The organism is Cellulosilyticum sp., from assembly GCF_982396655.1.
Window position 1 is genome coordinate 1 of sequence record NZ_CEVXFV010000031.1, and the last position, 23,710, is coordinate 23,710.

At 34.5% G+C, this 23,710-nt stretch carries 18 protein-coding genes; 4 read left to right on the forward strand and 14 right to left on the reverse strand.

Annotated elements, in window-relative coordinates:
• Nucleotides 1-112 precede the first annotated feature (112 nt).
• Nucleotides 113-937, reverse strand: a complete 825-nt coding sequence (iolB, locus tag AC1VAQ_RS13150) for a 5-deoxy-glucuronate isomerase (RefSeq protein WP_302595585.1) — start codon at nt 935-937, stop codon at nt 113-115.
• Between the two features lie 181 nt (nt 938-1,118).
• Here iolB and AC1VAQ_RS13155 point away from each other — a divergent pair, with 181 nt between their 5' ends.
• The gene (locus tag AC1VAQ_RS13155) at nt 1,119-1,811 is read left to right on the forward strand and encodes an NPCBM/NEW2 domain-containing protein (RefSeq protein WP_302595584.1); all 693 of its coding nucleotides are present in this window, start codon (nt 1,119-1,121) and stop codon (nt 1,809-1,811) included.
• Nucleotides 1,812-1,914: 103 nt separating this feature from the next.
• Here the strand turns inward: AC1VAQ_RS13155 and AC1VAQ_RS13160 are convergent, their stop codons facing one another.
• Nucleotides 1,915-3,051: a polysaccharide deacetylase family protein gene (locus AC1VAQ_RS13160; protein WP_302595583.1), complete on the reverse strand. Its 1,137-nt coding sequence runs from the start codon at nt 3,049-3,051 to the stop codon at nt 1,915-1,917.
• Between the two features lie 349 nt (nt 3,052-3,400).
• Here AC1VAQ_RS13160 and AC1VAQ_RS13165 point away from each other — a divergent pair, with 349 nt between their 5' ends.
• The 3 genes from AC1VAQ_RS13165 to AC1VAQ_RS13175 all read left to right on the forward strand — a co-directional run bounded on the left by AC1VAQ_RS13165 (nt 3,401) and on the right by AC1VAQ_RS13175 (nt 7,218).
• Nucleotides 3,401-4,318, forward strand: coding sequence for a tetratricopeptide repeat protein (locus tag AC1VAQ_RS13165; RefSeq protein ID WP_479904022.1), 918 nt, complete (start codon nt 3,401-3,403; stop codon nt 4,316-4,318).
• Between the two features lie 91 nt (nt 4,319-4,409).
• Complete coding sequence (trkA, locus tag AC1VAQ_RS13170) at nt 4,410-5,819, forward strand: Trk system potassium transporter TrkA (protein ID WP_302595580.1); 1,410 nt, start codon at nt 4,410-4,412, stop codon at nt 5,817-5,819.
• On the forward strand, nt 5,770-7,218 hold the full coding sequence (locus AC1VAQ_RS13175; protein WP_479904023.1) for a TrkH family potassium uptake protein: 1,449 nt from the start codon (nt 5,770-5,772) through the stop codon (nt 7,216-7,218). The genes trkA and AC1VAQ_RS13175 overlap by 50 nt, the downstream gene beginning before the upstream one ends.
• Nucleotides 7,219-7,283: 65 nt before the next feature.
• On the opposite strand, the gene AC1VAQ_RS13180 is transcribed toward AC1VAQ_RS13175, so the two are convergent.
• From AC1VAQ_RS13180 to AC1VAQ_RS13235, 12 genes are all read right to left on the reverse strand, one after another.
• A complete protein-coding gene (locus AC1VAQ_RS13180; RefSeq protein ID WP_479904024.1) occupies nt 7,284-8,693 on the reverse strand; it encodes a L,D-transpeptidase family protein in 1,410 nt (469 codons plus the stop codon).
• Nucleotides 8,694-8,834: 141 nt separating this feature from the next.
• Nucleotides 8,835-10,502: a Na/Pi cotransporter family protein gene (locus AC1VAQ_RS13185; protein WP_302595576.1), complete on the reverse strand. Its 1,668-nt coding sequence runs from the start codon at nt 10,500-10,502 to the stop codon at nt 8,835-8,837.
• A gap of 223 nt (nt 10,503-10,725) precedes the next feature.
• Nucleotides 10,726-12,774, reverse strand: a complete 2,049-nt coding sequence (locus tag AC1VAQ_RS13190; protein ID WP_479904025.1) for an FtsX-like permease family protein — start codon at nt 12,772-12,774, stop codon at nt 10,726-10,728.
• A gap of 16 nt (nt 12,775-12,790) precedes the next feature.
• Complete coding sequence (locus tag AC1VAQ_RS13195; RefSeq protein ID WP_302595571.1) at nt 12,791-13,555, reverse strand: ABC transporter ATP-binding protein; 765 nt, start codon at nt 13,553-13,555, stop codon at nt 12,791-12,793.
• A gap of 106 nt (nt 13,556-13,661) precedes the next feature.
• The gene (locus tag AC1VAQ_RS13200; RefSeq protein ID WP_302595568.1) at nt 13,662-14,675 is read right to left on the reverse strand and encodes a sensor histidine kinase; all 1,014 of its coding nucleotides are present in this window, start codon (nt 14,673-14,675) and stop codon (nt 13,662-13,664) included.
• Complete coding sequence (locus AC1VAQ_RS13205; protein WP_302595565.1) at nt 14,672-15,337, reverse strand: response regulator transcription factor; 666 nt, start codon at nt 15,335-15,337, stop codon at nt 14,672-14,674. Before AC1VAQ_RS13205 ends, AC1VAQ_RS13200 begins: the two co-directional genes overlap by 4 nt.
• Nucleotides 15,338-15,488: 151 nt before the next feature.
• Nucleotides 15,489-18,425, reverse strand: a complete 2,937-nt coding sequence (locus AC1VAQ_RS13210; protein WP_479904026.1) for a starch-binding protein — start codon at nt 18,423-18,425, stop codon at nt 15,489-15,491.
• Between the two features lie 277 nt (nt 18,426-18,702).
• On the reverse strand, nt 18,703-19,188 hold the full coding sequence (gene mobB, locus AC1VAQ_RS13215) for a molybdopterin-guanine dinucleotide biosynthesis protein B (RefSeq protein WP_302595562.1): 486 nt from the start codon (nt 19,186-19,188) through the stop codon (nt 18,703-18,705).
• Between the two features lie 3 nt (nt 19,189-19,191).
• On the reverse strand, nt 19,192-19,677 hold the full coding sequence (gene moaC / locus AC1VAQ_RS13220) for a cyclic pyranopterin monophosphate synthase MoaC (RefSeq protein ID WP_302595560.1): 486 nt from the start codon (nt 19,675-19,677) through the stop codon (nt 19,192-19,194).
• Between the two features lie 269 nt (nt 19,678-19,946).
• Nucleotides 19,947-20,429 carry a thiol peroxidase gene (gene tpx / locus AC1VAQ_RS13225; protein WP_302595558.1) on the reverse strand — a complete coding sequence of 161 codons (483 nt, stop codon included), beginning with the start codon at nt 20,427-20,429 and terminating at the stop codon, nt 19,947-19,949.
• 63 nt (nt 20,430-20,492) lie between these two features.
• A complete protein-coding gene (locus AC1VAQ_RS13230; RefSeq protein ID WP_302595557.1) occupies nt 20,493-23,045 on the reverse strand; it encodes an AMP-binding protein in 2,553 nt (850 codons plus the stop codon).
• 150 nt (nt 23,046-23,195) lie between these two features.
• Nucleotides 23,196-23,588 (reverse strand): hypothetical protein, encoded by a 393-nt coding sequence (locus AC1VAQ_RS13235; protein WP_302595554.1) that lies wholly within the window; start codon nt 23,586-23,588, stop codon nt 23,196-23,198.
• Nucleotides 23,589-23,710: the final 122 nt, after the last annotated feature.

Below are 23,710 nucleotides of genomic sequence, written 5' to 3' on the forward strand. Positions count from 1 at the left end.
TTTACATAAAAAAATAACCAAGTCTCTATTCGAGTACTTGATTATTTTTTGGACGCTACCTAATTAATGTCTTAACTTAATGACATTGGGCATCAAAGGCCTCCTTTTTATACTAATTATATTTCACCATGTTTTCTACAGCTTTCACCCAAGCATGCTTTGGATCATCATTTGGTGTAAGCTTTCTACCACTTTTGCCTGCCATTACCCATAAATAATAAATTGAATAGCCTGGTGCTGCTGCTACTGGGTGATACCCTTCTTTAATCGCAATACTGTCACCATTTCTTACCATATAGCTTTCATTTAATGTAAAATCATCATTATACATGACTTGAATACCGAAACCTTGTCCTGGGTTTACACGGAAATGATAAATTTCCTCCATATTCACTTCAAATGGCATATTATCTGTATCATGTTTATGAGATGGATAACTTGACCATTGTCCTGGGCAACCATAAGTTTCTCCTAATACAATTTTATCAACTTTACCTTCAAAGTTACTTGTAATAATATCATTTACATCTCTTTGCCAATTCAGTTGGCCACGATGCTCCGTTGTTACATCTTCTGCCTCTACTACAAATGGTTCATATTTTTTATCAGCTTTTACTTTGCAAACACCGATTTCAAGTGTGCCTTCACCTACTGCTGTTACAGTATATGTCGTGTCTCTTGGAATATAAATCGTTGTTGGTTTGCCTGAAAATACATCTTTTCGTTTACCCTTTTCTAAGGCTTTGAATGTACCAGCTTCTACATTACATGTTCCTGATAAAATCACAAGACCTAATTCATATTCACCTGATTCTAATGTGACTTCTTCACCTTTTTGTAAGTTAATCATGCCAAATCCGATGACTTCAAGTCCAGCTGCCTCATCAACAATTTCTTTGTAGCCTTTTATTTCTGTTTTTTCATAAAAGCGTTTCATTTGTCTCTCCTTGCATTTACCACAATTTATTCTATGTGCTTCAAATTATAATAGATTGACTAAAGCTTTCCAAGCTCATTTCCCCCTATACTAAAAAATAAAAGCAATATTTGTCAATTTCCCCGTATAATTATCCAATTATTGCACATAATTACCTGTATATTTAAATGGGAGGTATATTATGCGCTTTTTAAAAAAGAATTTCAAACGACTTTTACAGTGTAGCATGATGTTGTTTAGCATGATTGCTATTCCTTTGTGCATTGGGGCCAATATTTTTCCTACTAAAACAGTAGAATTAGAATATAATACTGCTGAGATTATTTTGCCTGATGGGCGTACGATTAAGGAGAATATTGCCGTTAAAGATGATATGCTCTTTATCCCTTATGAAGCACTTGAAGTCATTACTAACGAAAATGTCAGTTGGGACCCTGAAGACCAGACACTCACCATCGGCAACCTTTCCCTCGCTGAGGCGATGAGTGACACGCTCAAAGTTTATCATTATGGCTATGATGCAAATCATGCTTATTTATATGCACCGGATATTCGTACAAATAAGCCAATGTCCATGGGAAATATCACGCATGATTTAGGTTATTCATTTTCTAATATCCAATCTGCATCCTTTAACCTCAATGGGCATTATCATCATCTTATAGGTCTTTTAGGCTGTGAAGATTTTAAGGCTACTAATGGCACCATTGATATTTACCTTGATGATCATCTCTTAGCTTCTTATGAGGTCACCAGTGATAGCCTGCCTGAAAAGATTGACTTAAATCTTACAGGGGGTAACCAACTTAAGTTTGTATTCTCTAAATTTTTACCAAACTCACAAATTGATTTAGCTGATGCTTATATTGAATAAATCACTAATTTTATAAATGTGAAATCTATAAACAAAGGGAGGTGTCACGAAACTATTTACAGTCTCGTACACCTCCTTTTGTCATCTTTAAGTATTAATTTATCTACATTGTCAGCGTCTTTATCTGTCTTACTAAAGCTTCTCCTACTAAGTCGTTATGTACATGAATACGCCTTAACTGAGTCGGATAATTCGAAAGTCTCCAGGGAGTCGCTAAATCAGTTATTTGGAGCTGCACACCTAAATCATAGCTCTCCTGTCGTGACTGCTTAGAACTTTTGAATTCTGGATAACACATCACCCTTACATCTCTAACACCTAAATTGTTTTCTATTGTTTCAAAAGATCTGGTAATTTCAATCATTAGTTCCTCTTCATTCAGTTTGCTCATATTCGGATGTGTATGCGTATGACTTTGAATATCAATAAGACCACTCTTTTCCATTTCTTTTGCTTCTGCCCAGCTAAAATGTTCATTGGCCGTTGTTTGCTTTCCCATAACACTGGTTGTAACAAAGTAAGTAGCTTCTACATTAAGGTCTTTTAAAACTGGATATGCATTGGTATAATTGCTTTTATAACCATCATCAAAGGTAATGATTATCGGCCGCTTAGGCAGCCCTTTGCTCCCTTCCTTATATGCCACATAATCTGCAAAATTAATAGGTGTGTAACCTGCCTCTAATAACGTTTTTATTTGACGCCTTAACTGGGATACTGAAACCTGTGCACTTTCATTCGTCACTTGTTGCGTTATGTCATGATACATTAATATAGGTATATAGTCCTTTTTATATTCAGGCTTCTGTCCTACCTTAAAATCCTTTGTCTTTCTATGTGATCTAGGAGGAAGTGTTTTATTTTGTATTACCTTTAATAAATATTGCTTTTTCCCCACATATTTATTATTTTTATCATATAAGACAAATCGTAGCGTATGATAGGTCGTCTCAAAATTTTCTACCTTAATCCTAAATTCAGCTGGATTGCTATATGAAATATCATACGGTACATCATCAATCTTGCATTCTACTCTGCCACCTTCAGCCATATACTCATAATAAATCTTAGTATCTTCTTTTATAATTAAAATATCTGAAATAAATAGCTTACTTTCACCTTTTAAAATAAATAATCCAGCATTAGTTGCAGCACTTATAATTACTGGATGAATACTTAAACATACTACCATCCCTAACAGGAAAAAAAATGAAAATACCTTTTGTTTATATTTTTTCATTGTGACACTCCTTCATATATTTTATTATATACATATGTCCTAAATACACTTATATCACACTATAGATTTCACATTTATAAATTTTTGTTATTCATGATTTTTAGTGTGTGAAATCATTGAGAGAAATCAATCTACTTAGATGTCTATTTCAAGGTTTTAGTTGGTTTCTCTATATAGATTTCACATTTATAAATTTTTGTTATTCATGATTTTTAGTGATGTGAAATCAGTGAGAGAAACCTATTTACCTAGATGTATATTTCAAGGTCTTAGTTAGTTTTTCTTTAACTCTTTATAATTGTATTTAAGATAACAATTTGCATTAAATTTTATAGCATAGGAGTTTTTTATGTCATACAAACGTTTAGGAGAAGATGCTTTTGATGATGAAAAATATCTGAAAGCACTTAATTATTTTCAAAAGGCTTACACACTCGGGGATCACAGCTGCGAGCTTCTACTTGATTTAGCCCTTACTTATGAAGCCTTAGGTAATGATGAAGGCGCCTTAGCTACCTTTCGTGAGCTGCTTGAAGTTGACCCTGAAGAATGCCGTGCTTATTATGGCATTGCAAGTATCTTAGATGAAGCTGGTAATCTAGAAGATGCCATTCCTTATTATGAAAAAGCTATTGCACTAAATCCCTTTTATGACCGTGCCTACTTCTTTTTAGCTAGCGGTTATGATGAATTAGGTCAAGTAGAAAAAGCTATTACTTACTATAAAGAACTTTTAAATTTAGTACCTGATGACTTCTGGGGACTTACTAATCTAGGTTCGATTTATGAAAATCAAGGCTTATATCATGAAGCCTATAAATTATTTCATAAAGCTTACGAAATAGATTATAATGATGCTACTGCTCTTTTTAATATGGGCGTTATATGTGGTAGATTAAATCGTTTCGAAGATGCCATACTATATTATAAGAAAGCACTCACACGAGATACTTCTTCACCTTATACTTTCTTAAACTTAGCCGTCGTATATAAAGACTTAGGCTTTTGTGAAACAGGTATACATTACCTGACTGAAGGGATTTCTCATCACCCTGAAACAGGTTTTCTTTATTATAATCGTGCTTGTTTTTGGGCTACTTTCTTAAATCAGGCATTTGAACAAAACGGTATATTGGATGAAGATTTACTTAAAAATGTACTTGTAGATTTTCAAAAATCCATTGCTTTAAATGAGGACTTTTTACCTTATGGGGAAAAAGATGATGACCTTAAGCTTGTCTTACCTTACCTTTATAAAAATTATTAAATATATTAATTTTATGTTTACTACTTCCAACATAAGATTATATAATAAGAACTGATTAATCGAATACAGATTATTGTTAGGAGACTTATTTATGAACGTAATTATTGTCGGTGCGGGAAAATTAGGCTACACACTAGCTATGCATCTTTCATCTGAGCATAATGATGTAACAGTTATTGACCCAAATCCTAAAGCAATTGAAAAAGTTGAAAACGCATTAGATGTAATGCCAATTAAAGGAAATGGCTTTAGCACTAGCACACTTCTTGAAGCAGGCTGCAAAACAGCTGATTTACTTATCGCTGTCACAGACCGTGATGAAATCAATATGCTATGCTGCTTAACAGGCAAGAAGCTAGGTGCAGCACGTACAATTGCACGTATCCGTGACCCTAAATATGCTAAAGAACTACTTTTAATCAAAGAAGATCTAGGCCTTGATATGGTTATTAATCCTGAAGAGGCTGCAGCTGATGAAATTGCACGTATTCTTACAGCGCTTCCAGGCGGTGCAATTAAAATCGAAAACTTTGCCAAAGGCCGCGTACGTATGATTGAACTTATCGTTAAAGAAAACATGCCGCTTGCGGGTATGTCTATTAAACATATTTCTGATAAGTTCCATACACCACTTTTAATCGGTGCTATTATTAGAAATGGCAATTTAATTATCCCTAATGGTGATGATGTACTAGAAGTTAATGATGCGATTTATGTCGTTGGTAAGACTGCCAGCATGCTTTCTTTCTGTAAAAACCTTGACACTACTTCATCTAAGGTACGCCATGTAATCTTAGTGGGCGGTGGAAAAATTGCTTATTATCTTGCCAAATTGCTTGGTCAAATGCACATTAAGGTAACAATCATCGAAAAAGATGAGCAAATCTGTCATTCACTGGCGGAAACTTTACCACAAGCACTCATTATTCATGGCGATGGTACAGATAGTTTACTTTTACAATCTGAGCACTTTGAAAGTACAGATGCCTTTGTTTCTTTAACTGGTCGTGATGAAGAAAACATTATTGCTACGCTCATTGCTAAACGTCATAATGTAGAACGTGTTATCACTAAAATTAGCAGAAATCACTGTGCTTCACTGATTTCTGAGTTAGGTATTGATACAGTCATTACCCCTCAAGATATCATGACAAATCATATTCTAAAATATGTACGTGGGCACGCTATTGAAACACTTCATCGCATGATGGGTACTGAAGGTGAAATGATTGAATTCATTGCTTCATCTACAGATTCTTTATTAGGTATTCCTTTAAGTAAACTTCATCTCATCCCAGATGTACTCATTACAACAATTGTACGTAAAAATGAAGTACTCATCCCAACAGGTAATGATTGCATCTTAGAAGATGACCGCGTACTTATTATCACCAAACAACATATTTCAAAACTGCAAGATATTGCAAGTACAACTACAGGAGGATTCACAAGTGAACTTAAAAATAGTCTTAAGAAGTTTGGGAATGCTATTGGTATGTGAGGCTATTGCCTTGCTGCCTGCAACCCTCGTCGCTTTATTTTATGGTGATGGTGACTTCTTATCATTTATTTACACCATTGGTTTACTCCTTCTTGTAGGCGTACCTCTTACATTTATTAAAACACGTAATATGACAATTTTCGCCAAAGACGGTTTTGCTATTGTTGCCTTAGGATGGCTCCTTATTTCCCTCTTTGGTGCCTTACCATTTTATTTTAGTGGGGCGATTCCTTCTTATATTGATTGTTTCTTCGAGGCAAGCTCTGGTTTTACAACAACCGGATCTACTATCTTAACTGCAATCGAAGGATTGCCTCGTGGTATTTTATTCTGGCGTAGTTTTACACACTGGGTAGGTGGTATGGGAATCTTGGTATTTGCCATTGCTATTTTACCATCTTTAGGGATAGGCTCTATGCAGATTTTAAAAGCGGAAAGCCCAGGTCCTATCGTTGGTAAACTTGTCCCTAAAATTGGACAGACTGCAAAGATTCTTTATAGTATTTATCTAGGTATTACTTTATTAGAAGTGATTCTACTTTGTCTTGCCGGTATGTCTGTGTATGATGCTTTTATTCATGCTTTAGGTACTGTTGGAACAGGTGGCTTCTCTAATATGAACGCTAGTGTTGGGCATTATGATAGCGCCCTCATTGACTGGATTATTACAATCTTTATGATTTTATCAGGAATTAACTTCTCACTTTATTATTTTGTACTTAAGGGCAACCTCAAAAGCTTTTGGAAAGATCAAGAGCTGCGACTTTACTTAACAGTGATGGGAAGTGGTATTCTCCTTGTAACCATTGATTTATTAGCGCGTAACTACTATGCAACTTTCGGTGAAGCACTCCGCTTCTCAGCCTTCCAAGCGGCATCTGTTATGACTACAACTGGTTATGCTACAGCAGATTTCAACACTTGGTCCATGTTTAGTAAAATTATTTTACTTTCACTCATGGTTATGGGGGGATGTGCTGGTTCTACAGGTGGTGGGATTAAAGTTTCTAGATTCTTAATCGGCTTTAAAACACTTAAATATACATTTAAGCGTATTCTTCATCCTAATGCTTGTTATATTACAAGAATCAATGATAAAAAAGTTGAAAGTGAAACAGTTTTAAATGTTTTAGCCTATTTCTTTATCTACATTATTGTTTATATTGTAGGGGTAATTATTATTTCCCTTAATGGCTTTGACTTCGGAACAACATTTACTTCTGTTTTAGCAACACTTAATAATATCGGACCAGGTATTAATATTGTTGGTCCCGCTGGTAACTTCTCTACCTTCTCTGACTTAAGTAAAATTACATTTTCATTACTTATGATCATTGGCCGTATTGAAATTTACCCTATTTTATTACTTCTCATTCCTGAACTTTGGAAGAAAAAGTAATATCAATAAAAAGCCTCAAAATAAAATGGTACGATTAAGTATGCCTTAATCGTACCATTTTATTTTTACTGATAACACACAACTGCTGTACCGGTTTCTACATTATTAAAGATTGTTTGCACTAAATCATATGGACAGTTGATGCAACCATGTGAACCATTATACTGATAAATATTTCCGCCAAAGCTACCGCGCCAAGTGGCATCATGTAAGCCTATATCTTCATTAAATGGCATCCAGTAAGCTACTGGACATGCATAGCCAGGGCCTCTTAAAATAGCGTTCTTCTGCATATAATCAATTTTATATACGCCAGGTGGTGTGGCATGTTTACCATCTGCCGTTCCTGATACAATACTTCCTTCTGTAATGTGCTTTCCATCACGATATAACCACAAATACTGAGAAGTTAAATTAATCTCTACATAAGTATTTCCAATATCATCTGCTAAATTATACGTTTTAGCTTCTTGGCTATAAATAGGTGTACGTGTAGTAGGTGTATAGCTTTGTAATGCCTTTACGAGTTCATGCGTTTCTCTTGTTTCATCAATAGCCCAGCCATAATCTCCGCCACTTATTTGTATTTCATTGCCTGATGATGTCTTAAAGGTCCTTGCTTTACCTGTTGTATTATATTTATCAGCTAATGCTTCAACATACCCTTCTACCTGGCTTCTATCTAATGAACCTTTCATATTTTCATCTACTACAAGCCACTCTTTAACCTGCTCCGCTGTAAGCTTCTCTGTATTATTACCGATTTGATATGTAATCTCAGACTTAAGATAATTATTAAATAATGTCTTGAGATCAACAATCTCTTTTGAATCTGCTTGATATTGTGCGCCTTTATAACACTTATCTGCTTCTAGGTCTATTTCTTTTTTACCACTTGCAATAGCTTCTGTGAGTTTTTGCCAAAGCCTATCTTGATCTACAAGATTACCTGAAGCGCCCTCTTTAATGACAAAACTACCTTCTTCATAAATAACCCTTGCATTCTCTGGCTGTTTATTATGCTTACTGTCTAAACATTTTAATGCCTTCATAACTGTTTTTAGCTTAGCTTCATCATATGTATAAGCTTTTTCTAGGCTATATTTTTTATCACTACCTAATTGAAATAACCAAGCAAATCCATTTTGCTTATGTTTCACTTCTTCAATCTGATCTCTTGCTTCTAACTTCAGTCCAATATCTGTGCCCTTAATTTCTTCACTTTCATTGTCTCTTTCCTTTAGTGTCAGAATATACGCTTCTTTCTCTCTTTCTAATATTTTTTCTACTTTTGTAACACTTCTTCCCCCAACTTGTACGTCATCAATGGCTGTTCCCCAATAAAAATGTCTTATAAAATAAATTGATAGAAATAAGTATATAAGCAGTAACGTGGCAAGTACAGTTAAAACAATAATCCAGACTTTCTTCTTAAGGCTCATGGGTTGTTTGCTTTCTTCTTGTTCCTCTTCCATTTAAAAGACTCCTTATGTTTTACTTACTTTTGTTTTATTCCATACATTATATGTCCTTTTTTTTAGCTTATGAGTCTTTCTCCCTTAGGAAAACTTACAAAAAAATTAGGTTACAAAATCAAAATTTTGTAACCTAATTTTTTATTTTTCGTCCTGTACATATTCTGCTACATTTACTGCGTGGTCAGATACCCTTTCTAGATTACTAATAATATCCATAAAGATGACACCACATTCTATGCAACATTCATTACGAGATAACCTTAAAATATAGCGTTCCCTAATATTATCTTCTAGATCATCTACCTTTTCCTCATGGCTAAATGTTCCTACCACAAAGTCTAGGTTACTGCTTCGCCTTGCCTCTAAGGCATCTTCTAACGCCCCTATAACATGCTGATTCATTTCTCGTAGTTCTCTTGCAGCATCTTCTGAAAAACTAAGATTATCGCGAATCATACTTTCTGCTAGTTCTACTATATTTTCTGCATGATCTCCTACACGTTCTAAATCATTAATGGTATACATGAGATTTTTAACAACCTTATGCTGATGATCCGTTAAACTTAAATTATTAATTTTTACAAGATACTCTGTTAAACGTTTTTCATATTTATTAATAGTCTGTTCTAGTTGAAAGACCTTTTGAATCTCCTCTTCATTATGTGAAATAGTTGTTTCTACTGCTAGCTTCACATTTTCCGTCACAAGCCTTCCCATATGTAATACTTCATCTGCTGTTGCTTCAATGGCAAATGAAGGTGTTCTCATAATACGATCATCTAAGTGCCATTCCATGGCATTACGTGCTTCTATATTCTGCTGCGTCTGCTCTGTATCTTTAACTATCATCCCCGATACTTTGACTAAAAAGTTAGCTAATGGAAACATAATTACCGTATTAATTAGATTAAATGCTGTATGGAAAATAGAAATCTGTACGCTATTAATAGTGGCATGTGCTAAGCTTTTATTTAGGACAAACATCATTACTGCAATCGTCCCAAAAATCAATACGCCAAAGCAGTTAAATAATAAGTTAATTGCAGCGGCACGCTTAGCATTTTTAGATGCACCGATGCTAGACAAAATAGCAGTATAACATGAACCAATATTTGAACCTAAACAAATATAAACTGCAGCATTTGTCGTTACAACGCCATTCATTGCAAGTGTCTGAAGCACCCCAATAGAAGCTGAGGAACTCTGCATAATCGTTGTAATCAGTGCCCCTATAAAGATACCCAATAAAGGATTTCCGCCTAATAGCGTAAAGGCTTGTGCAAAAATAGGTGCATCTGTATAAGGCTTTATTGCACCTGACATCCAGCTTAGTCCTACAAATAAAAGACCTAAGGCAACAAAAATCTCCCCAATGTTTTGCTTCCTCTCCTTCTTTGCAAACATTACAAAAAAGGCTCCAAATCCAATCATAAGTGGTGCATAAAATTCAGGTTTAAGTGCTGTAAATAAATCGCCTAACTGACCTGCCGATACAATCCAGGCCGTAATAGTTGTTCCTATATTGGCGCCCATAATAACACCGACGGCTTGGGTTAATGTCATAATACTCGCATTTACAAAGCCAATAACCATAACTGTAGTTGCACCCGAACTTTGAATAATAGCAGTAATCAGTGCCCCTACCATAATGGCCGTAAACCTATTGTTTGTAAGCACCCCCATCAGGTGCTTCATCTTTTCCCCGGCAGTTTTTTGAAGGCCATTTGCCATCATTTTCATCCCATAGAGGAACATTCCTAGTCCCCCAGTAAACTGAAATAGCATCGAAAAATCTTCAAAAGTCATATGCGTTCTCCTTATGTTTAAAAAAACATTTGTTTTATGTACTCCCCTGACTTTCTTTCATTATGTCTCTTGATGTAATACGCCTCTTATTTCATTATATACATTTCACTTTTTAGGTTCAATTTATTTTTTGAAAATTTTAATATATTTTTAATATTTTTATAACACAGGGCGATTAATAAAAAAAACTGCTAATCAAAATTTTCATTAGCAGTTTTTTTATTTATTCCTGATTTCTATCTTTTTCTTTGATAATCCCCTTACTTCCTAGATAAGTTGCTAAGAAATAACTTCCGTAAATAAGGATAATGAAAATTGCTGTAAAGAATATATTCTTCGCAATATTCATGTTGCCAAAAAGCGTAATAAGTTTATTCACTTCACTTAACCCCACTACACTATGAATCATAGCGACTACTAACGGAAACATGAAGTACATGGCAATCTGTAAGAATACTGATAAATTAATCATTCTTTCATCCACCCCTATTTTTCGAAGTATACTATAACGCATTTTATTATCTGAAGCCTGTGAAAGCTGACCTATGGCAAGAATAGCTGCTGAAGTAATAGAAAAGATAATGCCTAAATATAAACCAACAAATACTGCAATAGCTGTAATACCTACACTAGAAGCTTCCATCTGTAATTTTGAAAAAGTATACTCATAAGGTGTATGTTCATGGTCTTTATAATAGGTATCAAGTACTGACATAAACTGACTTTCTGCCTGTTCTGTAGTCTGATTTTCTATGCGATAATTACTGCATAAGAAATTAGCATACTGTTTAAAGTTTTCATTAAATACACTATCATCTATAATCACTGTTCCTAGTTCTGAATCTGTATTTGTATTGCTAAGGGGCATATCAATACATTTATCATACTTAGGTACTAACGCACCACTGCTATAATCTAACGTATTGCCCTTAGCAAGTGCCTGATCAATATACTGTACCATAGTCGGGAAATTCGCAACCACCATATACTCATTTGGCTGAAGGTCTACTTGCTCCGTCTCATTTCCATACAATGCCATTAACTGATTATACTCAGATTCTAACATGGTTGGTAAATAATCATCTGCAAAGTTCACAGCACTTCCATATTGTGCCTTTATTTCATTGATGTTTTCTTTTCCTATTAAATATGTTAGTGTTGTTGTATCTTTTTCTACATTATATAAGTCATAATTTATATAACTGCTAAAATACTTTTCATAAGGAAAGCCGTCTTGCTCTAAGCCCTGTAAAATACTATGCTTTTCATCCTGAGGCATAAGTGGTTTATCATAATATACAAATGAAATATCTGTTAGATTATTGCTTGTCAAATCACGGTTAAATACACTTACCATAGATAAAGCTGCCGACATAATACCTATCGTTAAAAGTAACATTAATGAAATCATAGTGAGTGAAACCGTCGTACTATTAATACGGCTATTAAACTGTCTTAGGACAAACATATTTAAATTCTTTAAATACAGCTTCTTATTCATTTGTACCACACGTAGCAAGAATCCTGCTAAAGAAGCAAATAACAGATAAGTTCCTACCGCTCCGCAAACTAACATGGTTATAAAACTTCTATAACCATCAGCCATCAGCAGTGCATCGCCTACCTTCAATAAATAATAAGCATAACCAATAAGTCCTAACGAAAGTATAAATAAAATCATGGTGACATAAGGATTTCTTACTTTCAATGTTTCGTTTTTCTTACCTGCTGTCAAAAGGTCTACTAATTTATAACGTGATACTGTAACTATATTAAATAGCATTGCTAAAAGATAAATCAGTGTAAAATAAAGCCCTGTCTTATAACATGCATTCTTTGAAAATACAAAGGTATAATGACTTAAGTCCGCCTCAAATATATGGGCAATGATTACTGAAACACCCTGTGAAGCAAAAATCCCAATCATTAAACCTATCCCTAAAGATAAGACACCTACAATCAATGTCTCAAAAAATAAAATTTGTGCAATCTTCCATTTGCCCATTCCTAACGTTTGATATAAACCAAACTCTTTTTTACGACGACGAATTAAGAAGTTATTGGCATAGACAATTAGGTATGCTAAAATGAGCGATACAAAAACTGAAATAGGTCCCATCATATTGACAAGGTTCTGTACCATTGTATTCTTAGACTCAGATAATTTAAGCATAGCACCTTGTGCCTCTATGGAATTAAAGGTATAAAATACACAAACCCCAAAAATAAGCGTCATAAAGTAAATTGCATAGTCCTTAAAGCTTTTTTTCATATTATTTAGCGAAAGCTTAAAGTACATCTCCATCACCCCCTAATAAGGAAAGCACACTCATAATCTTATTGAAGAATTCTTTACGTGTGTCGCTTCCCTTAATAAGTTCATTGAAAATGCATCCGTCTTTAATTACTATAATGCGGTCACAATAACTTGCTGAAAAGGCATCATGCGTAACCATTAAAATAGTGGTATCTAATGCTTTATTTAAGTTTCCCATACTTTCAAGCAGCATTCTTGAAGACTTGGAATCTAGCGCGCCTGTTGGTTCATCTGCGAGTACCATCTTTGGCTTTGTAATAAGGGCACGGGCACACGCTACCCTTTGCTTTTGTCCTCCCGACATTTCATAAGGATACTTATGCAAAACTTCAGTAATATTTAAGGCTGCAGCTATTTCCTTCACCTTTACATCAATCTCCTGATGATGCATTTTTTGAATAGTTAAAGCTAAAGCTATATTCTCATAAGCTGTCAATGTATCTAATAAGTTAAAATCTTGAAAAATGAAACCCAGTTCATCTCTTCTAAACTTATTTAGTTTATTCCCCTTTAATCTTGTAATATCTATACCGCCTATTTTTATTTGGCCGCTTGTGACTCTATCAATCGTAGAAATACAATTTAAAAGTGTTGTCTTTCCACTTCCTGATGCACCCATTATCCCAATAAATTCTCCCTGCTCTACGTTAAATGATATATGATCAATGGCCTTGGTAAGGTTATTTTTGTTGCCGTAGTATTTTTCTATTTCAATAACTTCTAATACTGTTTCCATCTTGATTGCTCCTCTTCTCTTCTATTTATGTTTAAGAGTATACACGTACTTTCCCTTACCAACCATGACTTCTTATTAAGCTTATCTTACAAATCTGTAAGATTTATCACTTGCTCATAACGTATGAGTCTGTAGGGAATATACAAATCACTGTCGTCTCTTCACCTAAAACTGACGTTATACTTAAACCATGATGCATCTTTTCCATCAGCTTCTTACAAATGTACAGTCCCATTCCTGTAGATGCTTCCGTCCTTCTTCCATTCGTTCCTACAAACCCCTTTTGAAATACTTTTTTTATTTCCTCTGGCTTAATCCCTATGCCATTATCTTTTATAAAGAGCTGCAATTTTGCATGTCCTTCCTTAGCATAAATCTCTAGTGTAGCCCCCTCTTCCTTGCCATACTTGACACTGTTTGTAATAATCTGATTTAAAATAAATCCCATCCATTTGGCATCCGTGTGTACCTTATAGTCTAAATCATGTAAATCTAATTTAATCTTATTTCCTATTAATACTTTCTTATTTTCAATAATTGCCTTATGCACAATATCTTTTAATAAATACTCCGTAATTTTATAGTCTTGCTCTACCGTATCAATCTTGGAATAATATAATACCTGTTCAATAAAACCCTCAATTTTCTCTAATTCTTCCTCAATACTTTTGGTTACCTGCCCTGGATTATTCTCACCAATAAGTCTTGCTGTTGCTACAGGTGTCTTTACTTCATGTACCCACATTGCAATATACTCTTTGTACTGTCTGATATTTTGTTTATACATATTAATTTCATCACACATATTATGATTAACTTCTACTGCCGTATCAAAGAAAATCTGCCCCTCTAAAAAACTAGGGCGATTTATAATTTCTGTAAACAAATACTTTTTATCTAAATCTCTTACCCCTATGGCTAAATGCCTGTAAAAACTTACCTTCTGTAAATACTCTGTGCCAAGAGGCACAAGGGTGCTTCCTAAGATTATAAGAGCTGCCACTAGCTTTAAAAAGACATTGACATTAAAAATATATAAATAGCTTTCTAAAATGCAAAGCCCTATCCCCATACAAAAAAGATACGTTTTTTTATCCTTTAAATACGCTAAAAATTTCATTTAATGATATACCCCTGTCCTCTTTTTGTTTCAATGATATTTTCAAGACCTGCCTCTTTTAATTTATTGCGTAGGCGGTTAATATTAACCGTTAGAGAATTATCATCTATAAAAAGTTCACTATCCCATAGACCATTCATAATCTCATCTCTTGAAACAATACTGCCTCTTCTTTCTACTAATAAATACAGTATCTTAAACTCATTACGTGTCAGTTCTATCTCCTCATCACCATAAATAAAGCTGCTTCTAGAAGCATCAATTATAAACTGACCTGCATCGATACGTGTGCCACTACTTCGCTCTAGCCTTTTAAATATATTATTCATACGTGCTAATAGGATTTGTGTATTAAAAGGCTTCGTTACAAAGTCATCTGCCCCATAATTCATGCTACTTAGTTCATCAATCTCTGTATTGCGACTTGTAATAATAATAATTGGGACTTCACTTACCTTTCGTATTTCACGACACAAATATAAGCCATCTACACCTGGTAAATTAATATCTAATAAAATCAAATCAGCTTGCTTTTTTAAAATCTGCATTTTGACATCTTCAAATCGTTCGATACACGCCACTTCAAATTGATTATTTCTAAAAAAAGTGGCTATTTCATTTCTTAATTTTTCATTATCCTCTACAATTAATAGCTTTTTCATCTTTGCCTCATCCCTTAATAAATATTAGAATTATGCATATATTATACACCACTTTTTCCTCTTTTTAGTCAGCTTATATTATTTAGCTCAGTAAAACCTTAAAAAGAGCCCTTGTACACTAATATGTACAAGAGCTCCCTAATGAGCTTTATTATTTTAAATAAGTACCATCTTCACCTAATTTGCCTTGGATGCTGCTGCTATTTGTATTTAATACATAAACACGCATATTACCTTTTCCAGTACTAGGTGCAACAAGAGTATTATTACTTACAGTTACTTTTTCTCCTGTGATTACTTCTGTATAAGTACCATTTGGAATATTTCTAAAGGTTGCACCATTTGTAATCGTTACCAATGCAAATGAATACACACCATTCTCATCATAACAACGTTTAAATGCCATATTGCCATCAATATCAGCAGTTGAATACTGACCTTTTTGAAGGGCTGGTATATTTCTTCTAATAATATTAAGACGTCTAATATGTTGTGCAAGTGGATATTCCAATGTATCTTTCATTGTACCTGTTGCATTCGTATATTCACCAAAGTCTGTAACATTTACTGTTCCTTCAATTTTATCGCCAAAGTAAGCGCGACCTGTGGTGCTAAGTGGTGCATTAGGGCCTACATCAATAGGTGCACCTTTCATAAACTCAATTTCACTACCATAGTAGATAGTAGGAATACCTCTAAATGTAAACATAAGATTTAAGTTTTCTGCCCATGTATCTTGTGAACCAGCAAAACGTTGATTTTCTGGTGCCCCATCTGGTGCATAGTCATGAGAATCTACATACGTTACATTAAATGTTGCATCATTGTAATATTTATCATTATTTACGGCTACTGAGAAAGCATCACTTGCATTATTGAAATTCCAGTGCATTGGGAAGTCAATAACATCCATCCCACTTCTCTGACTCCAATCTGGTGTATGATAGCTATTGCCATATAATAAATAGTTATCGCTTGTTGGCTGTAAATCTACACTCATATTATCTGACCAAAATGCTGCTGTAGAATTCATGCGTTCACTTAATGTGCTCCAAGGATAACTCTTATTATCAATCCATGTATAGAATGGCGTAGAGACATTAGGAATCCCATTGTTCCAAACTTGACGATATCTAGAGGCGATTTCACCAAACATAAAGAAATCATCATTTCCAGCTTCTTCGGCAGCTGCATAAAGCTGAGGGATAAAGTTGTTATTAAGTGTTAATCTAGAAATATGCTTTACTGTATCTACACGGAAAGCATCTACACCCATCTTTAAATAATTTGAATAACAATCTACTAAGTAGTTACTTACATTTAAATTCTCTGTATTTAGATCAACACAATCCCCTGCAATTTGTCCTGTTTGCACAGAATACTCTTCCCATCCTAATGATTTTTCATGGTGATAAATTTGTGCCACATCACTCGTATCTTCTTTCATTGCTGCAAGTCGTGCCTGATATTGCTCGGCTGGTGTTAATTCATCATAATCATCTGGAAGTTTCCCATCTGATATATTTACCATACACTCTGCAGTACTCAAATCTCCTTGTTTTTCAAAAAGTGGTAATAAGTTAGCTTCACCGAAGTTACCTGTATGATTAAAGACTACATCTTGAATAATCTTTAATCCTTTTTCATGACAAGCATCAATTAAATCTTGATATGTGACGTCATCTGATTCATATCGGCTATCTACTTTGCTATGATCAATTGCATGATAACCATGGTAGTCATAGCCGCTTGCATTTTCTACAACGGGTGTAATCCAAATTGCACTGAATCCTAATGCTTTAATATAGTCTAATTTTTCAATAAGACCTTTGAAATCTCCACGCCATGCTGGATCTGAATCTGGATTGCCAGCTTTCTCATCATCCCAGCAATGTACGTTATTACTTGGATCTCCATCATAAAATCTAGATGTCATTACAAAATAAATCGTTTCTTCTCTAAAATCATCTGCATAATTGTCAATTTTATCTGGTGTGACATAAATAGGTTGATCTGGAACAGGAATAATTATATCTCCTGGTTCTTCATCATACCATTTACCATTTTTATACCACCATTCACCTGCACTGCGATTTAAGCCTGCTGTTTGATTACTACCTTTTTGACTAAAAATTAATTTACTAGATGTCGCATCTAAAGTATAGCGATACCAGTTTTCCTTTTCAAAATTCATTGCCACACCTGGCCAGCTTACAGCTTCTAACTCAGTATCTGTTGCCCAATAGTAAATATAAGCATCTGCTGCTGTCGTATAATAATGCACTGTAATGCTATCCTCTGGTGTAGGGCTTGGTTCTGGACTTGGGCTTGGCTCTGGACTTGGTTCTGGACTTGGTTCTGGACTTGGGCTTGGCTCTGGACTTGGTTCTGGACTTGGGCTTGGTTCTGGCTCATCTGGATTTTCAGTGTACCATGTATTATCAGCAAACCAATATTCTCCTGCCTCACACGTTAAATCTGCAGTTTGATTACTTCCCTTATTACTGAAAATAAGGTTTGTTTCATAGCCATTTAATGTATAGGTGTACCAGTCATTTCCCTCACTTGTCATAGCTACGCCAGGCCAACTTATACTACTTGTCTCTGGAAGTGTATTCCAATAGTAAACATATGCTTCACCCTGGCTTGTTTTAAAATGTACTGTTATTTCGGTATCGGTGCCAACTTCAGGATTAAAAGAAGTAAAAGTTCCATTCTTATACCACCACTCTCCTGCTGTAAGTGATAAATCTTCTTTTTGAGCGCCTTGACCATTATTGAAAATCAAGTTAGCATTACTTGTCTGTAATGTATAAGTGTACCAGTCATCTCCCTCTTCAGTCATATCTACCCCTGGCCAGGTAACGTTTCCAATTTCAGGACTAGTTTGCCAATAGTAAATCTTCGAAGCACCCCAACTGCTCTTAAAATGTACTGTAATTGTATCGTTTGTTGCCGCAAAGGTTGGTAAGTTTCCTAACAACATAGAAATTATCATACAGCAGCTTAAAATGTATGATAGCCATTTTTTCTTATAACGATGATACATAGTTTCATCCCTTCCCCTTATCTCCTTATTCTTGAACATGCGCGCTTGTTATTTATTATCATATAACTATATCCATAATTTTTTCAATATATTTTGTTAATATTTTTATTTTTCATAAAATATACACTATTAATTTCATGAAAAATGTACATTATATCAAAATCATATATTGAATATTATATGCTTAATATATAATTTTTCATTTTACACCTTCCATTTCGTTTAAGTTCCTTACATGGGCGGTAAAAATCTTAGAAACCCTAAAATAAAAACACTGTTACATGCCTAGGAATACTTCTAGCATGTAACAGTGTTTTTATTTATGAATATAATTTAATACGACATCAAGTATTTTTTCAAAATCATCTAATGGAATAATAGGTATATCGCCTACCTGCATTGGCACATCAGTAGCTATTGCTAGCAAGGTACTTGGGTCACATACAATTTGATTACTAATCGCCCTTCGTACAACCTCTATTTTAGGAAAGCTTGAATACTTCATACCTTCTAAAATTACAATATCCATCTCGTCTTGTAACGCAATCATTTCATGGATGTTGGGAAGCTGTAAATCTTTTATCATCATTAACTTTGTTTTTGAATATACAATGACATTTTGGGCACCTGCTGCCTTATGCTTATAGCTATCAGTCCCTTCGTGATCAGCTTTAAACTCATGGCCATCATGCTTAATTACCCCTACCTTATAGCCTTTTTCCGTTAGCGCAGTGACTAATTTACTGACTAACGTTGTCTTTCCGGAGTTCTTAATCCCACTTACAGCAAAAACCTTGGACATCTTTTAAACCTCTTCTCTTATATAATGACCGCTTTTGCCGCCTTCTTTTTCCATAAGCCTTACATCCGTAATAACCATACCTTTATCAATCGCTTTGCACATATCATAAATTGTTAAAAGGGTTACATTAACACCTGTTAATGCTTCCATCTCTACACCAGTCTGTCCATTTACCTTCACCGTACAGCTTGCTTCAATTGTTAATGAAGGCGCATCTAATTCAAATTCAACGTTACATTTAGTAATTAACAATGGATGACACATTGGAATAAGCTCTGAAGTCTTCTTCGCTGCCATAATGCCAGCTACACGTGCGACACCTAATACATCACCTTTTTTACTTGTCCCATTTACAACCGCTTCAAAAACAGCCTCATTCACCTTAATCTTCCCTTTAGCTGTAGCAATACGTGTTGTAATCCCCTTTTCTGAAACGTCTACCATAACTGCATTACCTTGATGATCAAAGTGTGTAAGTTTATTTTCCATCTATTTAAACCCTCTATTCCTTTTATATTTCTTTTAAATATAGATTTCACATTTATAAAGTTTAGTTATTCATGATTTTTAGTCATGTGAAATCATTGAGAGAAACCTCTTTACCTACATGTATATTTCAAGGTTTTAGTTTGTTTCTCTATATAATACACTAGTATTTTACATGGCTTTGTCATTATTTTACAAGGTATTTCTAGCATTTCTTTATAAAAACAAGAAGGAACTGCAAAATCTGAAACGATCTCACAATTCCTCTTATCTTACAATACCTTTAAAGCTGCCTCATAATCAGGCTCTGCTGAAACTTCTGGGCAATATTCTACATAAATTACTTCATCTTTTTCATCAACTACAAAAACTGCTCTTGTTAGTAAGCCTAACTCTTCAATATAAGTCCCAAAGTTTTGTCCAAAATTTCTATCCTTATAATCAGATAAAGTCTGTACATTTTGAACTCCACTACTACCACACCATCTTTGTTGCGCAAAAGGCAAATCCATTGAAATAACATATACCTTCGCCTCTTTATATTTAGTGGCTTCTTCATTAAATCGCCTTACCTCTACATCACAAACAGGTGTATCTAAAGAAGGGACGCTTATAAATACTCTTTTTCCCTTAAAGGAACTAGAATCTACTGTTTCTAAGGCATTATTGACAGCCTTAAAATCAGGTACTCTTTCGCCAACTTCTACATGATGGCCTTGAAGTGTTACTTCATTGCCTTTAAAACATACTTTCATTTTGGTCACCTCACTTGTTTTAGTGTTGGTCTGACCTTGTATTTATATAAGTGGTAAATTTAACTAACTTAATTTGATAAGTGATTGTTCCACTAATGCTGTTAACTCCTCTGGTGTATAATTCTGAGGTAAAATAGGTTCCCCATACACAACTTCTACTTCATAGCGACGCATTTTATGCCAGTTAAATAGGTTCGGCATCTTTTGCCCTCTTGGAAATATCTCATGTGCCCCCTTAATGTAAGCTGGGATAATGGGTACCTTCGCTGCAGTTGCAATCGTTGCTGCGCCTAACTTTAACTTACCAAGTTTCCCATCATGACTCCTTGTTCCTTCTGGATAAATCAAGAGTCCCCACTTCTCATCTAATTGTTTTTTACAGCATTTTAAAACTTCACTGCTCATCCTACCACGTTCTACTGGAATAATGCCGCATATATCTGTAAGTAGCTTACTTGTAAAGGAATCATTAACAAGCTCTGCTTTTCCCATACAGGATAGTTTCAAAAATTGTTTCTTCTTAAATTTAGAAGCTAACCATAAAAAGTCAAAATTGGACACATGGTTGGCACAAATAATATACCCCGTATTTTCTGGAATATGATGCGTATTATGCACTTTAATATCATATAAAAAATGTGCTAATAGTGCATGAGCCTTAAATATATTATAATGCAGACTCTGCTTACGCTTAATGCAAATCTGTGATATTGTTTTAGCTTCACATTGTGGCTTCTTAATAAATGTTACAATTTCCCCTACAGTAGGATCTTGGGCAAAAATAGTTTCCACCTTTACGTTATATGCTTCATCTAATTGCGCCGCAAGCTCAATTGCTGCCAAAGAATCTATACCTAACTGTGAAAAAATCTTAGATTCCATAGTGATCAGCTCTTTTTGAAGCCCACTTATACTCACAATACTGCTTATCACCTTTTCCTCAAGGCTTTCCTCTTCATTCTTAAGCTTTTCTTTTGACGCTTCAACAAGATCACTATTTTCTATTTCTGCTTGCTGTAATGCCTGCATTTTTAATAGATAGCGTTTAGGCTTTTGAAGAGAAGTCTTTGGTACTTCTTCGATAAAATGAACTTTAGCCACCTTCATATAAAGAGAGAGCTGGCTTCCTCTTTCTTTAATACAACTGATAATCTCTTCTTCCTTTGCCGTCTCTTCTTTTACAACAAATACATGAACTTCATCATAGCCCTTGTTTTCCACTGGCACGCCACAGGCTACTAACTCTTTGATACCTTGTACAGCACTATATTTATTCTCAATATCTGTTGGTGTCACTTTCTTACCAGTAGCTAAAACGATGTTTTCTTTGCTACGTCCAGTAATACAAAGATTTCCCTTTTCATCTAGCTTACCTAAATCACCTGTTTTAAACCATCCCTCTTCAAAGGCTTCCTGTGTTGCTTTTTCATCTTTGAAATATCCCTTCATCAAATATGGGGATTTTATATAAATTTCACCTTCCCCATTTTCATCTTGATGCATAATATTCATCTCAATATCTGGGTAAGGTGTCCCACAACTATTCGTTGTAATATTTTTTCCTCTGTTTCCTATAATAGGAATATTGGTTTCAGTAAGACCATATGTAATAAGCAAATTAAATCCTGTCCCATAATAGAACGCTGCTGCCTTAGAATCAATAGGGGCACCTGCTGACGTCATAATCTTAAGTTCTCCACCAAATCCCTTATGAATACTCTTAAATATTACTTTGCCTAAATTAATACCCGTTTTCTCCCTCATCTTATAGCAAAGTGGAAAACACTTATTATAAACTGTTTTAGTTAGTTTTCCCCCTTGTATCTTTTTCATAATCTGCTTTTCAAAGAGCTCAAATACCTTTGGCACGCTTGGAAATACAGTTGGCCTACATATTTTAAAAGCATTTACTAGACTCTGACCATTAATAGATTCTACATAATATAAGCTTGCGCCTAACATCATTGACCCTAATAGGCATGTTACCACACCATAAATATGGCTATTTGGTAAAATAGAAAGAATACGCTCCTCACTTGTTAACCCATTTGCCTTGGCTGTCATATCAATCGTTCTAATCATTGCCTCATGGGTATGCATAATCCCTGAAGCTGACTTTGTTGTTCCCGATGAATAAATAATAATTGCTACTTCTTCATCGCCATCTTCAGTAAGCTGTAAGGGGCTATTAATATTTGCCGCATTAATAACCTTACCGCACGCTAACATATCAAAGACGGGTACCTCTAATGTCCTTAACTGTGGCATCTCTTTTAATAAATGTGTCGATGTTACTACACCTCTACAATCCGACTGATGTATCAATTTTAGAATTTCACTTTCAGCCAAGCTCGCATCCACAAGTACAGCTGTGCTCCCTAATTGCATTACTGCTAAAAAAGCCATCTGCCACTGGGGTGAATTCTCTCCCACTATAACAATACGGTCCTTAGGTAAAATCCCCTGTAAAGCCATCTGTTTTGTAAAATCTTCAGCTGCTCTAAAGAGTTTTTCATAAGTATAACTTATAACTTCACCGTTATCTTTAATCATTGCTACTGCTAAATGTTGCTTATTATGCTGATTAACTTGCTGTATCGCCTCATATATTCCCATACTGCCCTCCTAAACTCAACATTTTTATGTAACCTACTATATTTTCATTATACGTGAGTAAGTCTTTAATAACAACTTTTAAAAAAGCAGATTATAAGTAAATTTTTTCCTACTTATAATCTGCTTTGAATCTGCTTTTATATGACTATCTTATTGCGCTGAAGTCATAATCTGCTCAATATAATCTCTATTTTTTTCAAGAATAGATGATTTCATAACAAGCACATAAACATTTTTAATTTCTCTTATCCAATCATGAATAACGTCTTCTGTTTCCTTATACTTTTCAAGTTTTTCTGCAATGCTTTGAGCATACGCTTCAATCTTTTCATCACCTTCAGCTCTTCTTGCATCAATAAACGCTTGTAACTCTCCCTTAAGTTCTTCTAGATTTTCATGTAATCCCATATATTCTGGAAGTCTAATTTCTTCTTTTTTATGATTGATTGTATATTCATCACTCCAAAGTTCTAGTTGGCTAATAAGTTCATCTAATTTTCTAATATCGCCTTCAAATAATTCATATGGTTCTTCTTGATACATAGTCTTCTCCTTAACATAAATGTTCTTATTAAATTATACATGCTCCTGGGGATTTTACAAAGGGGTTTTATTCTTTATAACGCTAAAAGGACTGTTATTGACAACACAATATTGTCAATAAC